The sequence below is a fragment of the Methanohalophilus mahii DSM 5219 genome (genome assembly GCF_000025865.1).
Taxonomy (GTDB): Archaea; Halobacteriota; Methanosarcinia; order Methanosarcinales; family Methanosarcinaceae; genus Methanohalophilus; species Methanohalophilus mahii.
On record NC_014002.1, the window covers coordinates 1,477,028 to 1,492,658 of the forward strand.

At 40.8% G+C, this 15,631-nt stretch carries 16 protein-coding genes and 1 pseudogene; 7 read left to right on the plus strand and 10 right to left on the minus strand.

Annotated features, from left to right (window positions below; all coding sequences use genetic code 11):
* Position 1: 1 nt before the first annotated feature.
* The 6 genes and pseudogenes from MMAH_RS07350 to hisS form a co-directional block, all read right to left on the minus strand.
* On the minus strand, positions 2-1,930 hold the full coding sequence (locus MMAH_RS07350) for a hydantoinase/oxoprolinase family protein (RefSeq protein WP_013037919.1): 1,929 nt from the start codon (positions 1,928-1,930) through the stop codon (positions 2-4).
* A gap of 89 nt (positions 1,931-2,019) precedes the next feature.
* Positions 2,020-3,924: a uroporphyrinogen decarboxylase family protein gene (locus tag MMAH_RS07355; RefSeq protein WP_013037920.1), complete on the minus strand. Its 1,905-nt coding sequence runs from the start codon at positions 3,922-3,924 to the stop codon at positions 2,020-2,022.
* A gap of 424 nt (positions 3,925-4,348) precedes the next feature.
* Positions 4,349-5,140: a helix-turn-helix transcriptional regulator gene (locus tag MMAH_RS07360; protein ID WP_013037921.1), complete on the minus strand. Its 792-nt coding sequence runs from the start codon at positions 5,138-5,140 to the stop codon at positions 4,349-4,351.
* Positions 5,130-6,407, minus strand: a complete 1,278-nt coding sequence (locus tag MMAH_RS07365; protein ID WP_052293847.1) for a sensor histidine kinase — start codon at positions 6,405-6,407, stop codon at positions 5,130-5,132. The genes MMAH_RS07360 and MMAH_RS07365 overlap by 11 nt, the downstream gene beginning before the upstream one ends.
* Before the next feature lie 48 nt (positions 6,408-6,455).
* Positions 6,456-6,803 (minus strand): annotated as a pseudogene (locus tag MMAH_RS10700) (PAS domain-containing protein); the annotation flags it as partial.
* A 316-nt stretch (positions 6,804-7,119) separates the two neighbouring features.
* Positions 7,120-8,361, minus strand: coding sequence for a histidine--tRNA ligase (gene hisS / locus MMAH_RS07375; RefSeq protein WP_013037922.1), 1,242 nt, complete (start codon positions 8,359-8,361; stop codon positions 7,120-7,122).
* A gap of 138 nt (positions 8,362-8,499) precedes the next feature.
* Here hisS and MMAH_RS07380 point away from each other — a divergent pair, with 138 nt between their 5' ends.
* The 7 genes from MMAH_RS07380 (at position 8,500) to MMAH_RS07410 (ending at position 13,316) form a co-directional block, all read left to right on the plus strand.
* Positions 8,500-8,727 carry a pyrimidine dimer DNA glycosylase/endonuclease V gene (locus tag MMAH_RS07380; RefSeq protein WP_245526212.1) on the plus strand — a complete coding sequence of 76 codons (228 nt, stop codon included), beginning with the start codon at positions 8,500-8,502 and terminating at the stop codon, positions 8,725-8,727.
* 158 nt (positions 8,728-8,885) lie between these two features.
* Entirely contained in the window at positions 8,886-9,995 is a 1,110-nt protein-coding gene (locus tag MMAH_RS07385; protein ID WP_013037924.1) for an amidohydrolase family protein, read from the plus strand.
* 27 nt (positions 9,996-10,022) lie between these two features.
* A complete protein-coding gene (locus MMAH_RS07390; RefSeq protein ID WP_013037925.1) occupies positions 10,023-10,472 on the plus strand; it encodes a universal stress protein in 450 nt (149 codons plus the stop codon).
* Positions 10,473-10,507: 35 nt separating this feature from the next.
* The gene (locus MMAH_RS07395) at positions 10,508-11,365 is read left to right on the plus strand and encodes a CBS domain-containing protein (protein ID WP_013037926.1); all 858 of its coding nucleotides are present in this window, start codon (positions 10,508-10,510) and stop codon (positions 11,363-11,365) included.
* Positions 11,366-11,392: 27 nt separating this feature from the next.
* Positions 11,393-12,073 carry a 2,5-diamino-6-(ribosylamino)-4(3H)-pyrimidinone 5'-phosphate reductase gene (locus MMAH_RS07400; RefSeq protein WP_013037927.1) on the plus strand — a complete coding sequence of 227 codons (681 nt, stop codon included), beginning with the start codon at positions 11,393-11,395 and terminating at the stop codon, positions 12,071-12,073.
* A gap of 79 nt (positions 12,074-12,152) precedes the next feature.
* Positions 12,153-12,656 (plus strand): thioredoxin family protein, encoded by a 504-nt coding sequence (locus MMAH_RS07405; RefSeq protein ID WP_083774849.1) that lies wholly within the window; start codon positions 12,153-12,155, stop codon positions 12,654-12,656.
* Positions 12,657-12,674: 18 nt separating this feature from the next.
* Entirely contained in the window at positions 12,675-13,316 is a 642-nt protein-coding gene (locus tag MMAH_RS07410; protein ID WP_013037929.1) for a cytochrome c biogenesis CcdA family protein, read from the plus strand.
* Here MMAH_RS07410 and MMAH_RS07415 read toward each other — a convergent pair whose 3' ends face one another.
* Genes MMAH_RS07415 through MMAH_RS07430 form a run of 4 tightly spaced genes read right to left on the minus strand, consistent with a single transcriptional unit; the run spans position 13,317 to position 15,627 of the window.
* Positions 13,317-14,030 carry a precorrin-8X methylmutase gene (locus MMAH_RS07415; protein ID WP_013037930.1) on the minus strand — a complete coding sequence of 238 codons (714 nt, stop codon included), beginning with the start codon at positions 14,028-14,030 and terminating at the stop codon, positions 13,317-13,319.
* The gene (gene cobJ / locus MMAH_RS07420) at positions 14,020-14,817 is read right to left on the minus strand and encodes a precorrin-3B C(17)-methyltransferase (RefSeq protein WP_013037931.1); all 798 of its coding nucleotides are present in this window, start codon (positions 14,815-14,817) and stop codon (positions 14,020-14,022) included. The genes MMAH_RS07415 and cobJ overlap by 11 nt, the downstream gene beginning before the upstream one ends.
* Positions 14,786-15,139 carry a cobalamin biosynthesis protein gene (locus MMAH_RS07425; protein ID WP_013037932.1) on the minus strand — a complete coding sequence of 118 codons (354 nt, stop codon included), beginning with the start codon at positions 15,137-15,139 and terminating at the stop codon, positions 14,786-14,788. The genes cobJ and MMAH_RS07425 overlap by 32 nt, the downstream gene beginning before the upstream one ends.
* On the minus strand, positions 15,136-15,627 hold the full coding sequence (locus MMAH_RS07430) for a cobalamin biosynthesis protein CbiG (protein WP_013037933.1): 492 nt from the start codon (positions 15,625-15,627) through the stop codon (positions 15,136-15,138). The genes MMAH_RS07425 and MMAH_RS07430 overlap by 4 nt, the downstream gene beginning before the upstream one ends.
* Positions 15,628-15,631 lie beyond the last annotated feature (4 nt).

Below are 15,631 nucleotides of genomic sequence, written 5' to 3' on the forward strand. Positions count from 1 at the left end.
ATTATCTCCTTGGACTTCCAATTCCTGTTGCCACGATTTTAGTTTCAAGCCTTGCACCATATCCGTTTTTCATGTCATTTCTGGCTATATCTAAATTTATTTTAGACATGTCCAGACCATACCCTGCCATATATCCTTCAATAAGTTTTTTACTTATACTATAAGCATAATTTACAGAGTCCTCATACTCATCAAAAATGTTTCTTCCGTTTTCAGAAAAAACAACATACTGGTTAGTCCCAGTCCTGTCTATCCTTACAATGGATTCAGTTCTGTAGATAACATCTCCAAGGAGAGCACCAACCGCATTTCCAACTTCATGATACTCAGGAACTATTATGTCAGCATTGAGTATTTTGCAAATATCTTCCTGATATGCTTTTACAGGTCCTCCAACAAGAACTATGGGTTGATTTACTTTGAAATTCAAAGAAGATGGGGATTCAATCATCTTTTCTATGTCTGATTTTTTGATATCCTCTACTAAATAAGACACTATATTTACGGACATATTCTTTACTACTTGTGCTTTTATATGTGAGCAAAAACTATCTTTATCCATACCCACGTATTCACCTAGTAGCTGAGCTCCAATATCTGATGCCTCTGCATTATATCCGGTATAATCCCTCAAAACGTGAAGGGCATCTGTAGGAGTAAAACCAATTTGCTGAACATATTTTTTCTTGACAAGAGATTCAAGGTGACCGGAAAACATCAAAATGTGTTCATCTAATTTATTCGATATCTCATACAGGGATAGCGGTTTAGAATCTAACACATCGAAGATTCGTTTCTCATTAGAGTTCAATTTAAAGTTATCTGATTCATATTTATTCAAATCACTTTTTATAAAGAAGGTTGTAGGCTGTATTATATTATCCATAAGGCGTACGTTAGGTTTGTCAACGTTGCCAAGTTTTTCTATCAATTCAGGATGATTATATGCTGCAAGACACAGGGGTATGACCCTATTCGATCCTATTGTTGTACGTGTCTGAACCCATACATGACTATCACCGCCAAGAGCAGACGTGTCCATCTTTATGGCTTTTACCATCGTGCTCCATCCCCCAACTTTAGCACCACTTTCACTTATCTCGGGAATTCCATTGGATATCATTGACACATCAGTGCTTGTGCCACCAACATCCATAGTCAGGCAGGTCTCAAGATTTGAAAGATGAGACGCACCAACAAGGCTGGCTGCAGGCCCTGAAAATATTGACTCAACAGGTTTTTTCAGTGCATCTTCTATTCTTACAAGGGAACCATCACATTTCATCATCATTAGATCTGCATCAATTCCCTTTCTTTCCATTACCGAAAGAATAGATCTTATAAATTGATCAGTTACCGGGATTAATTGTGCATTTAATAATGCTGTGACAGCTCTTTCATAAGCTCCAAGATTCATTGAAAGTTCATGTCCACATACAACTGGTTTGTCGGTCAATTTTCCAATAATATCTTTTACTGTCATCTCATGTTCAGGGTTCCTTACTCCAAAATAAGATGATACTGCAAAAGAGGAGACTTTATCTTTATTTTGCATTACAAAATTTTCAATCAATTCAGGGTCATCGAGATTTTCTGCAACATTGCCATCAGCATCATGACCACCTTTTATGGATAGGATTTGATCGGTTGAAAGGGGTCCATTAATTGAATGGCCGATAAGGATAAGTGCAGCAGGATGCCCATTTTTTTCAAGCGTGGTATTGGTTGCAAGAGTGGTTGAAACGGATACAAATTCTATACTTTCCAGGTAACTATCATTGAGTCCTTCAAGAGAATTCTCTATTCCCTGTATTAGATTGGAATGAGTAGTTAACGATTTATAAGCGTCCACTACATTTCCGGACGAGATGTCCATTATAATAGAATCAGTATATGTGCCTCCTGTATCAATTCCAAGTCCAAGGTACATCTTATAACCTCCTGTGTTATAATTTAATTTGAAAGTATATTTTCATAATTTGCACGAATCAACCGTCTCAAAAAAAATAGGGTTTAATATCACCCTATTATGTCTTTTTGAAACTGTGGGCCAAGTTCCTTGACCTTGTCCACCATTGCCTTGATAGGTGTCATTGGGCCTCCTGGTGGCGTCTCACATCCAGTAGACATGACATACTTAGACTGCATACCATTTTCCTTCAGGCTTTCATGAACTCCCTTCAGTAGCACTTCTGTATCGTTTTCAATTTTCTGTATGCCTTCTGGGGAGTTGTCCATCATATCAATAGGATTTATTTCTCCCATCATACAGCACATGTCACCATACTTTGGAATAAGGTCTGCATAGTTTTGTGAGCCTTTTTCCCTTTCACTTTCATAGTATGCATAGCTGAACAGAGCTGTTCCGAATTTCTTGATCTGAGTATCGAAATGAACAGCATCTGCACAATTGTGGATGATGTATGGTTGATCATATTTTTTGAAAACTGGAATGTGTTGATCATATACAAACTTCCCATCAAACTTCCAATAGTCTTCTTCATCCATAATTATATTATTTGACCACAGGTTGTCAACACAAAGAGCATCACAGGCATCTTCTTCAAAGAAGGCCTCTGAAACCTGGCAGACGTAGTCGGTACATTTCTGAAGTGCTTCAAGAACAACATCCGGGTTGGTTTTCATGTCCATAAGCACACGATCTGCACCCATAAGTTGTGTCAAAGTCAGGAGAGGACCTTCATGGAACCCAACAAATGGTGTACCAAGTTCCTTGTTTAACTTATCTTTGGCAAGTTTTGAAGCCTCAATCAATTCATAGGCACGTGTGCCTTCTTTGACTTCTGGGGTCTCAATATCTTCATAGTCCTCAAGGTGTCCTTCTGAGGAAGGTGTATCTTCTTCAGGATATTTGATAGTACATCCAAAGTCAGCTGAAGTAGCTGAAAGATCAATCAAACCTACAAACATGTCAAGGTCCATGTATTTACAACCAAGGAAAGCGCTTTCTGCAAACTTATTGGGATCTATGGCATATTCCTTGTAAGTCGCGTCTGCAAATTTTCTCAGAGCACCACATGCAAGTGGATATACTGGAAGACGGTCAACTTTCTTGTCAGCCATAGCCGCAAGAGTCCTGTCAGCATGACTCATTTCTTCCTTAGACTTGACACCAACACTTTCGAATTCTTCCATGATCTGCTTTGCAGTTTCACGCCCGATGTCTTTCTTTGATTTCACCTGTTTCTTTGCCAGAATTTCCCGATATTTCACCTTAGCAAGGTTGATTTTCTCGTCACTCCATCTTTCCTTTGAAGGTGAAAGTTTACTTACGGCATCTATTGCCCAGTTTGAGGCATGCAAAGCATCAGGTGCTGTTTTATCTGCACCGATATTCTCGGCAAAATCTTCAGATATGGGTGCTCCTCCTACCATTACGATAAGGGAATCCCTGAGTCCTTCTTCCTGAAGCATTTCGATGACTTTTTCCATTCCGGACATTGTAGTTGTCATCAGTGCACTCATAGAGATGACATCGGCCTGGTTTTCTCTTGCTGTTTCAATGAATTTGTCCAGAGGAACGTCATTTCCAAGATCTATAGTATCAATTCCTCCTGCTGACATCATTGTTTTGACAAGGTTTTTACCGATGTCATGCACATCACCTTCTACAGTACCGATTACCATGGTTGCGGGTTTGGATGATTCTTCTGTTTCAATGTGGGGTGTTAGCACATCCATTCCAGCATACATTGCCTGTGAAGCGATCAACAGATGTGGAACGAAAGCTGTTCCTTTCTCATAGTTATCGCTAACAATTACCATTCCTTTGGCCAATCCATCAATAATAGCTTTATGTGGATCCAATCCTTCCTTTAACGCCTTTTCGGACAATTCTGCTGTTAGGTCTTTGTTTCCAGAAACCACAGCTTCCGCTAATTCTTTTAATATGTCTTGCGCCATCTAATGTTTCCTCCAACATTATGTTGCTGTATATTTTTAGAGGAAATGGACAAATTATGTCCATTTCTCAATTTGCACATATATAGATGGAAGTCAGAAACATATAACATAACCTGTGAAATCAGATTTACAAAAATGATATCAATAGAGATCTATTATTATATCATACACATCAATTATAGGAGAAGGTGCTGCTAAGTTAACATCGTTAACCGTGAATGAATGTGTTATTGTGTTAACGCTGTTATCATGAAATATTGCATATCTGAATATCAAAAGATTTGATCAAATCAAAGCCTCTGATTACATTTGCACTATTCAGAATCTAACTGTAAGTTACATTCATAACTAGTAAAAAATAAAATATTTAATCCACAAATTAAGTGTATGTATATATGAGAATTATTTATGACAGTCTGGTCCTTTATATGTCTTTGTCTGTGATTGGAGTTGAATTATTAAGATAATATCTAAATAAATCCTCCCCCCATTTCAAAGCACTATTATCAAAACTCATGATTACATGGTTGTGATAAATTCCTGTATTATAAAAGAGTGAGATTGCTGTGAATTTATCCGTTACAGTACCTGATGCAATTTCAATCTTGTCTCCAAAAACAAAAAGATTTCCACACTCCATATTCACAAATTCTCTTGTTTCTTCTTGATAGTCATTTTGAAGTCTTTCAAATACTGGTTTTGTTATTATTACTGAAACGTCAACGCCTTTTTTCGCAAGTTCAATATAGACTTTTGGGTATGCTGGACTGAAATATGAAGAAACTTCATGTACGTAAGTCGATTGATTAAGATATTCTACCATTTTTTCTGGTAACTCATACATCCTATTAAGGCTAGGTTCGAGCAATTCACAGTTTCCCATTTCTTCTATTCTTTCTAAAAGACAAGAAGGTATTGCATTGAGGTTGTGGTTTTCCCAATAATTTTTATTATCCGTATATACGGATAATACATCCAGTAGTGGTTGCATCTTTTTTACAATTACTCTGCCCATGCCTGATAATTTATATACATCATCGTCATAAACGATTAACCCATGACTTAAAAGTATCTTAATTTGGGTCATTATTGCACTTGAATTCACATCAAGTATATCTTTTATCTCATCAATGTCCCTGGGTTTTTTTACCAGCAAAAGAAGGAGATCTTTTCTTTTTTCTGATAGGAAGAGGGTTCCTAATAACTCAGATTTCATACTCTTCACCCAATTGTTTTTTTGAGGAGAAATCTATTTTTGGAATCCAAATGTGGACTTCTGTCCCCACATCTATTTTGCTCTCAATCTTTATGCTGCCTTTATGAGCATCAGCTATCTGTTTACATATATAGAGGCCGGATTCTATACCTTCCGAATTGTTTTTTGTTTGGGAATCAATCTCATAAAAACGCTGGAACATATGGGGAATTATATTTTCTGGGATACCGGCCCCATTATCTTTCAATATAACATGAATATAATTCATTTCTTCATCAACAATTATTGTCACTTTTCCTCTATAAGGAGTAAACCGAATGGCACTATCCATCAAAACTGTAAACATATCAGTCAGCTTTTCTTCATCTCCATTGATTAAAGGAAGAGATTTTGGTATTGTTTTTTCCAATACTATTTCTTTTTCTTCTATCATGAAAATGGTGTCTACAAGGGAATGTTCCAGTGGCACAGAAATATCAATTGGCTTAAAATTGTATTCTATCTTGCCTGCTTCTTCCATACTCGTATAAATGAAAGAATTTACTATACGCCTTAATCTTTGAGAATGATGTATTACATTTTCAATGGCTTTTTTTTCAAGGTCATTGATAATCTCAAGAGTTTCATCATCGATCATCTTTCCTTGTTCATTTGCAGGTTTAGTCCCCTTATTGTCTGATAGGATTTCGGCTTTCATTCTATCAAAAGATTTAAGTTCCATTTCTGCCATTGAAAGCTCAGTTGAACTTTTCTGAAGAGCATCTTCCATTTGCTTACGTTGGATTAGCCTCCACATTTCCTGTATGAGTAGAATCAATTGTCTCAAATCTGCTTCATCATAATCTTCTTCTTTATTACCAACCCCCGCTACAGCCACAATCCTGTTCCCATCAAATATTGGAACATTCATGTGTCTTGTCAACTTCACATGTCCTCGAGGATACCCTTTTTTAAGAGGATTTGCCTCCTGATAATTGTTGGTTATTATTGGTTTTCTCTGCCTTACAGCTTCTCCCCAGAGACCGGTGGTCTCGATAGGATATATGAATTTTCTATCTTTTACATTACATTCTTTCATCGCATGATTTGACCACGAATACATGATAAGGGAACCCTCATCTGGACTCATAAAAGCAAGATAACCCAATTTGCTTTTAGTTAGTTTGACTGCCTCTTCATGAGCAAAATCTGTAATTTCCTGTAATGATGAACCCGTCATTTGATTGAGTTTCAAAAGGGCCTCAAGCCGAGATTCGTCAAGATACAAATTTTCTTCTGCCTTTTTGCGTTCTGTAATATCTATTATGATTCCCTGGTAATGCGTAATCTTATTGTTATTATCACGCCGGATAAATGTCCTGTCATCTACCCACCGGACATCACCAGATTTTGTTAGTACTCTATACTCCTAGGTATATTCTGTATTTCCTTCTTCTGAATTCCTCGAAACCTCGGAGCGTACATAGTTTAAATCCTGTGGATGTACAATATCAGCATATTTTATCGATCCCGACTCAAAATCTTCTACAGTGTAACCTAACTTTACAACATTATCTGATACAAATTCCACAGGCCAATCCTGTTCAGTTTTGCAGAGAAATACTATGGCAGGACTGTTGTTGATGACTTTTTCTAATTCTGCCTTATCCTCGAATTGTGCCATAAATCCTCTTTCCTGCGTTTTTTAGTAAAGTATAAATATTATTTATGCCCGTTTTCCATACATAAAATTCATTTAGATAGTAAACAGCGTGAAAAATAGCTTGGGACTTCAAGCTATTTATTATTTTGCTTTTTTACTATCGGTTTTGCGTAATATTTAATTGGTCACCATTACTGCTTTTCTATGAATTACAAATATTCCAAAAGGTAATTTGCAGTATTTACAACTTATGATACTATATTTCAAAGTTAATGGAATTAGTATTATCAATACAATACATAATCAGTATTTGTTATCATATATTAGGTGATAGCAGTTACCATCCACTTTTGAGAATGTGCTCTCTGGCCTCTTCAACGGTCAACTGGTGTTGTTCGCCGGATCCCATATCCTTCAGAGTGACTTTGCCAGCCTCCATTTCCCTCTTGCCCACTATTACCACATACCTGGCACCGATGTTATTGGCGTGAGACAGCTGGCCCTTGAAGTTTCTCTTCATTATATCGAGATATACCGGCACTTTCCGACGTAACTCACGCGCAATCCCTATTGCATCCAGACGGGTGTCATCTGTTGCCACAAGCACAACTTCCTTTTTTTGTTCAGGTTCAAGTTCGCATATTTCCATTATACGATCAAAACCAAGTCCAAACCCAGTTGAAGGAACATCCCCTCCACCGAAAAGATGTATCAACTGGTAGGAGCCACCGCCACATATCTGGTTCTGGGCACCGAGATTGCTGGCATATATCTCAAAAACCATGCCTGTGTAATAGTCAAGACCCCTGGCAATGCCAAAGTCCATGGAATACTCCACATTATAGGCATCCAGTATTTGAGTCAGTTCTTCAAATTTATGGAGTTCTTCAATATCCCCCACAATTTGCCTTGCCTTTTCTATTGCATCTTCTCCGGTGATGCTGACAAGTTCAAACAGCTCATTGCGAAGCTCTATTGATGCATTGATCTGTTCAAGATAATCATCAAGCCCGGTGTCATCCTTTTTATCCACAAGCCTCATGATTTTTGTCTGCTGCTCTGCCTCGAGTTCTTTTAGAATATGACGAATTATCCCCAGATGCCCTACACGCAAATCTCCCTTAATCCCCACAGATTCGATCATTTCTTCTGCAAGAGCTATTACTTCGGCATCAGCATCAGGACGGCTGCTACCAATGGTCTCAACCCCAAATTGCCAGAATTCCCTGAAACGCCCTTTTTGGGGTCTTTCATAACGGAAACAATTCTCGAAATAGAAGAGTTTTAACGGACGAGGGGTTGCCTGCATTTCGTTTACATACATCCGCATGACAGGTGCGGTGAGTTCCGGACGCAGGGCAAGCTCCCTGTCACCCTTATCGGAAAAATTGTATATCTCACCGGTAACTCCCTCTCCGGACTTGAGGGTGAAAAGTTCGAGATTTTCGAAGGTAGGAGTGATTATTTCATGATAACCCCATCTGGAAACTACATCTCTCATTCTGTTTTCAACAAAACGTCTCAATCGCGTATTCTCAGGAAGGAAATCCCTGGTTCCTCTTGGTCTGCTGATTTTCATCGTATCTAACCTGATATGAATTAATGATTGTAATGAATAGATTGAGTAGGTTACATCATTGTTAAATATATTTTTTGTTTTAGATGCCTGAATAACAGATTGTTAATTTCAAATAAGAAAAAAGCCAATCTATCTCACATGAGAATATGGGATTTACCACCATCTGACCTTTGCAGACAGCATCTTCTGGGAGAACACAGGGAATTGCATGCTCTCTGGTCCATTCTAACTAATAACAAGAAGGCTTATTCCAATCATCCTGAAACACTTCGCTGGAAGGGCAAATTACACGCCCTGTACCTGCGACATGAAGCCCTTGTCAGGGAAATGCAGACGCGGGGATATAAATCACCACAGCCCCCTTGACCCTGTCCTTGCAGATGGTGAGTCCAGACAGGACACTCTTGTAACATCCATTGATGGGCAAAAAGACGCTCTCAGGAAAAAGGGCTGTAACTGCAAAATTTAAATAAGATATATCCAGCGTTAATTTTTTAATTATTAATACATATGGATAAAGGATTATGTCCTCAATGGCCCATGAACAGGTTATTTATGGCAACATCCTCTACGGTGAGGATTTGTCATTGGTTAAAGGTTATGTATGTATCCGGGATGGTATAATACATGAAGTGTGTGAGGAGCCGACATCTTCTGAAAACATTATTGCTCCCTGTTTTACCAACTGTCACACCCATATCGGTGACTCGGTTTGTAAAGACCCCTGCATAGGCCCGGCCGAGGATTTTGTGGTAAAAAGAGACCTGAACAGTCTGGTCAGGCCGCCTGACGGTCTGAAACACCGCATTCTTGCAAAAACTTCTGACAGGGAACTTGTAGAATACATGAGAACTTCCATCAGGGACATGCTTGCCACAGGAACCACCGGTTTTGCAGATTTCCGGGAGGGGGGATACAGAGGTGTGTTGGCACTGAAGGATGCATTAAAAGCTATGGATATTGATTCCAGAATATTTGCAAGACCTGACAGCAGGGAATACAATATGCCTGTGCATGAGGGAATTTCCTTACTCCTTTCCCAGGCCGATGGTATAGGAATGAGCGGTGCACATGATATCGATTTGAATCTATTGACACAGATTGCTGATAGCTGTCACAAATCCGGACGCCCTTTTTGTATACATGCCGGTGAAAAATCCCGCCACGATATCAAAGATGCACTATCTCTGCAGCCGGATATGCTTGTCCATCTGACACAGGCAGTACAGTCAGACCTCAAAAACGTTGCCGATGCATCTATCCCGGTGGTTGTCTGCCCCAGATCCAATTTCCTTACAGGGGTGGGGATTGCACCTGTTGCTGAAATGTTGAAAGCCGGTATAAATGTGGGCGTAGGTACTGACAATGTTATGCTGAATTCTGTAAATATGTTCTCTGAGATGGAGTTCCTTTCAAAGGTATTTGGACTTGAGGATAGACAAGTATTTAAAATGTGCACACTTAATGGGGCATCAATATTGGAGATGGAGGGAAAAGGCCCTCTGCTGGAAGGGGATAAGGCAAACCTGATGGTATTGGATGGCACGTCAAATAATCTAAAAGGAATACAGGATGTATTAAGTGGTCTTGTTCGTCGGGCAAGGCCAGACGATATTTTATCAATAATCCATTAATCTATTCATTTATTCGAGAGATCAAATATGGCAAGTGAAATCTACAAAAAGATACTGATCGCTACCGATGGTTCCACAGAGAACAAAAAAGCGGTCTCTTACGGAATTGAACTGGCAAAACTCAGTGGTGCCAGAGTATACGTGACCTATGTCGTGGATACCGCATCATTTGATTCCATTCCCATGGATGGCGGATGGGAAATGATGTATGAGCTTCTTGAAAAGGAAGGGAAAGAAATAACCGATAAAGTGATATCTGACACCGGAGAAGATATCGAAATAGAATCAAAATTGCTTGAAGGCCATCCAGGTCATGAGATAATTGATTTTGCTGAAAACAATGGAATTGACCTTATAGTCATGGGTACCCACGGTAAAAGTGGACTTGACAGATTCCTTCTTGGAAGCGTTGCAGAAAAGGTCACCCGCAACTCACATGTTCCTGTTATGGTAGTAAGGGGAAATGGAGAAGAATAAAAATCAATAAAAGATTTTATTGAGGTTATTTAAAAATGCCAGAAAAAACCCTTATAAAGGACATCATGGTGACTGATGTCGCCGCAGCCACTCTGCCCGGTTCACGAGATGAAGTGCTGAATATCCTGAAAGATAAAAAGGTATCCGGTGTGCCGGTGCTCAAAGATAATCGGGTGGTTGGTATCGTTAGTAGAAGTAATCTTCTGAGCAATCCTGAAGAAGAACAGATTGCTTTGCTCATGACACGGGACCCTCTAAAGATTAAACCTGAAGATAACATCAAAAAAGCCGCGCAATACCTGATGGAATATGGTTTCAGAAGGTTGCCGGTTGTGGATGATGACGATAAACTTGAAGGTATGATAACAGTTGCCGATATTGTTGCAAGTATGGCCTCCCTACAACTCGATGACCCAATAAGTAAATATCTGGGCAGGAAAGGCATTGGTCCGGTATGGTGTGAAACACCTTTGCCATTAGTTGCCAGGAATATGGAACTTGCACACATAAAAGCAGTTCCGATTCTGAATTCTGAACTTGATCTGGTAGGTATAATATCCGACCGTGACATTATCAGTGCAAGTGTCATAGAAGATTCCCTTGAAATGTCTGATATGTCTGCTGGTTCTGGCGATGACGAATGGACCTGGGAATCCATGCGAGATACTCTCAGCATATATTATAGTGTGTCCAGAATAAAAGTTCCGGATGTGCCTGTAAAAGAAGTGATGGTCACCGATCTGATCAAGGCGTCCAGTAATATGAGTGTTAGTGAATGTGCTCTTAAAATGAAAAGAAACAGGGTCGATCAGGTTCCTGTGGTGGATGCAAACGGTACATTCATTGGTCTGTTGAGAGACCGTTATCTCATGAAAGCACTGATAGATAGCTGATCTTATAATTGAAACTGAAGGGATTTCATGCCCACTCCCTTTACATTTATAAATGCTGCAATGTCCATTGACGGGAAAATATCCACCCGACAGAGGCGCCAGGTAAGGATATCAGGTGATGTGGATTTTGAAAGAATGGACGAGTTACGAGCAAGTTCTGATGCAGTAATGGTAGGTATTGGAACTGTTCTTGCTGATGACCCCAGCCTCACTGTCAAATCCGATGAAAGGCGGGCTAAAAGGCTTGCAAAAGGACTTGATGAAAATCCCGTACGAATCGTGGTAGACAGTAAAGCACGTATTCCAACAAATGCTGACATATTCAGGAAGGGTGCTGGCAAAATAATAATTGCAGTTTCTGAAAGTGCAGCTTTTGACAGGGTCGAATCACTGAGAAAAAAGGCTATGGTCATAATGGCTGGCGGAAATCAGGTGGACCTTCCTGAATTGTTATCCATACTTGATGAAATGGGTATACACAGGCTTATGGTTGAAGGTGGTGCAGGCCTCAACTGGGGACTTGTCAAAAACGGGCTTGTGGATGAAATATATTCTTTTATAGGAAATCTCATAATAGGAGGGGGAACCGCTCCTACTCTTATTGATGGAGAAGGTTTTGATGAAGCAAACATGCCCACATGTTCTCTTATAAGTGCCGAAAAGATGGAGGGTGGGGTGCTGTTGAAGTGGAAACTCAAAAATGCCTGATTTTTTACATCTGGGTTTTGTATAAATTTGGGGATACCATGCATAACACTTATATTTTAATGTACCACTCTCTTAATGGATGATAGCAGGTAACAGAATTATGTATGGATTTGTGCTGATTGTGATGTTACTGGCATTTATGGCTGCTGGCTGCACGACTCCTGAAGTTAACCAGCAACAGGAAACTATTGTACAGGAATCAAACACTAAAGATATCGAGCAACTGAACACCATATTGGAAGAGGAACCTGTGCTAATCAAGTTCGGTTCACCGACATGTGCCCCTTGTAGGGACCAGGATATTATTCTGGATAGCATTGCAGATGATTATGAAGGAAAGGCCTCTGTGATCATGGTCAACATTAATGAAGAGCGTGATGCAGCCTCGTTTTTCGGAGTGTATTCAATACCCGATATGAGTGTCATTGCAGGAATCAAGGATGACAGGTACCTGTTCATGGGACCTGATGGCAATGTTTCCTTTGACCGGAGATCCACGCGCTATGTGGGGTTGACGGATGGTAATATCCTCAGGCAGACACTGGACAATGCTATAGCCTACAGGCAGAATAATACATCATAATATAAAGGCGGTTTACAGGTGATTACCGATAACATAACTCCCATTGCAATCTTTGTTGCAGGTATTGTTAGCATTGCCTCCCCCTGCATCTTTCCCCTGCTACCCGCCCTCTTCGCCTCCTCCACAGACAGAGGTCGTTTCAGGCCCCTTGTCATTGTTCTGGGATTGTGCATATCCTTTGTATTGATGGGGATTGTAACTTCTGCATTTGGTTATGCTCTGCGCGACTACCTTACCTACCTGAATATCCTGGCTGCTGCTGTCATTATTGGTTTTGGCATCGTTATGGTAAGCAATGTAGAAATATTCAATATCTTTTCAAAGATTCCTGTACCCGCCATTGCAAATAGGGGAGTAGCCGGGGGATTGCTCCTGGGACTATCCCTGGGGGTTTTGTGGCTTCCCTGTATCGGCCCGATTCTCGGCGCAGTGCTCACCAGGATAGCAGTTGAAGGCAATATATACTATGGGGCAGCGATGCTTTCCATTTATTCCCTGGGCTTTGCGATACCGATGTTATTGGTTGCCTATTCCGCCCATTTTACGGGTAGCCTTGGCAACGTTGCAAAATATCAGAATTATATAAAAAAAGGAGCAGGATTGGTGCTGATTATCGCAGGTATCTGGATGCTCAGCATCAACCCTTTTGTGACCTTCTGATCAGTCACAGTTTTCTTCATCCCTTTTGATTGCCACAATTTCATTCACACAGGCCACAGCTATAGGCGTCCCACCCCGTGTACCTACACAGGTTATTGAGGGAACATCCCGTTTACGCACTTCTTCCTTGGATTCGGCGGAATTGACAAATCCCACAGGCGTTCCAATTACAAGAGCTGGTTTTATTCCGTGATCAATCATGCGGCATACTGCAAATGCAGCGGAAGGAGCATTTCCTATGGCTACAATTGCTCCTTCAAGCCTGTCACGACAATTCAAAAAACCGGCTGCTGTTCTTGTAATGCCATATTTGTGAGCGGTTTGTGCATCTTTATCTTCATCAAGAACGCAGATTACCGGGCAATCATGACCCTTTTTGGTAACACCGGCTTTTACCATATTGATATCAACAAAGATGGGAGCGCCGTTTTTGATCGCCTCAACACCTGCTTTTATTGGATCATTCTTGAAGCGCATTATTTCGGCAACTTCAGGGTCTCCTGTGGATATCATGCATCTCTGTCTGACTCGCCCCTGGGGAGAATCATCTCCAACCAGTTTGCTGGCAATACGCCTGCTGGTCATGTAAATGGCTTTTGCTTCTTCGGTCTGAGCCCCCAGGTCCTGGCACATATCCACGAGTTCAGGTTCAGCTTCCATTGTGATTTCCACAAGGTTCTCAAGTTCCTTGCCGCTTTGTTCTTCAGTAGTCATATTTCCTCTGATACCCCCTGGGTGTTATTATCTTTTCCATACCATTCCCACCCCATATGCGGGATTCGGGGGTTGTGATCAATATCATTGTCCTCATATCCACCCAGTCGTCATAATCCAGCACCTTGTCAAGGGTGGTTACCTTCATTTCCTGGGAATCTCCGCGCAGTGCATTCTTCACAAGTCCCACAGGAGATGACCCATCCCTTGTTTTTTGGATTATTTCAATGGCCCTCCGGAAGTTGGAATTGCGTTGTCTGCTTTTCGGGTTGTAGAGGGATATGATAAAATCCGCCTCAGAGGCAGCCATGAGCCTTTTTTCGATACGTTCCCATGGTGTTAACAGGTCACTGAGGCTTATCACTGCAAAATCATTGACAATGGGTGCACCCAACACACTTGCTCCTGCGGTGATGGCGGTAACACCGGGCAGGACTTCGATATCCACATCCAGTTCATGATGTTCGGCAACTTCCAGCACAAGACCGGCCATGCCATATACATTGGCATCTCCACCGCTTACCATTGAGACAACATTGTCCTCTGCAAGTTCCACTGCCTTTTTGGCACGGTCAACTTCCTTTCCCATATGACTCCTGATAATTTTCTGGTCATTGAGGAGCTCCTTGACCTGATCAAGATATGTGCCATTACCAATTATATAATCAGAATTCAGGATAGCATCCCTGGATGCAATGGTTAGTTGTTCCACCGAACCGGGTCCGATTCCGATTACATAGAGTTTTCCTTTTTTATCAGTCTGCGATTGCAATTGTAATCCTTCCATATACTTTCTTTTTCATTATCAGATTTTGGTTAGTAGAAAGTGCAAGTGCACAGGGTTCTGCCACACCTTTAAGACCAAACTTTGATGCTCTGGATTTAGAGGGTACATCTATTTCGTTAAGTTTGGAATGGGGCAGGAAGTGAATTGGCACGCCAATGGTTTCGGCTGCGCTTTTAAGTCCCTGTTCATCTTTTTTGAGTTCCGCTGAGGCCAGTGCTTCGATATCTTCCTTTCTGGTATTTGTTGTTTCCAGTGCCTGAGAAATGGCTTCTAGGACTTCTTCCTCGTGAATTCCCCTGCGGGCACCGATTCCTATAATCATGTATCTTCCTGTTCACTTTTAAGTACGGACACATCATTGTCCACGATAACAATTTTCGGTCCTTTTATTCTCAAAACCTCAACATCCTGATCCAGAAGTGCACAATTCACATCCTTTGTGGATTCCTTATTCACGATATCGCACCCCATTTTTTTGGCAATACCCTCAACAGAATTGCGGTTATGGACCTCGGTGGCAGTTGTAATAACCGGGGTCGCACCAATTTCAGCAATCTTTCTGACCAGTTCATTGCCTCCATGATGTCCCCCCAGAACAGGGATTGCAAAATTGAGATTTGAATCCACCACCACAACCGCCGGATCTGTCCACTTATCTTTAATTAGAGGAGCAATATCCCGGACGACTATTCCTGTAGCAAAAACAGCAATTATCCAGTCATATTTTTCAAAGGCTTCCCTGAAGATGTTCTTGCTATAGATAAGCAGGTCTGCTCCCACATGTTCTGCGATCCTACGAGCCACATCCATATTG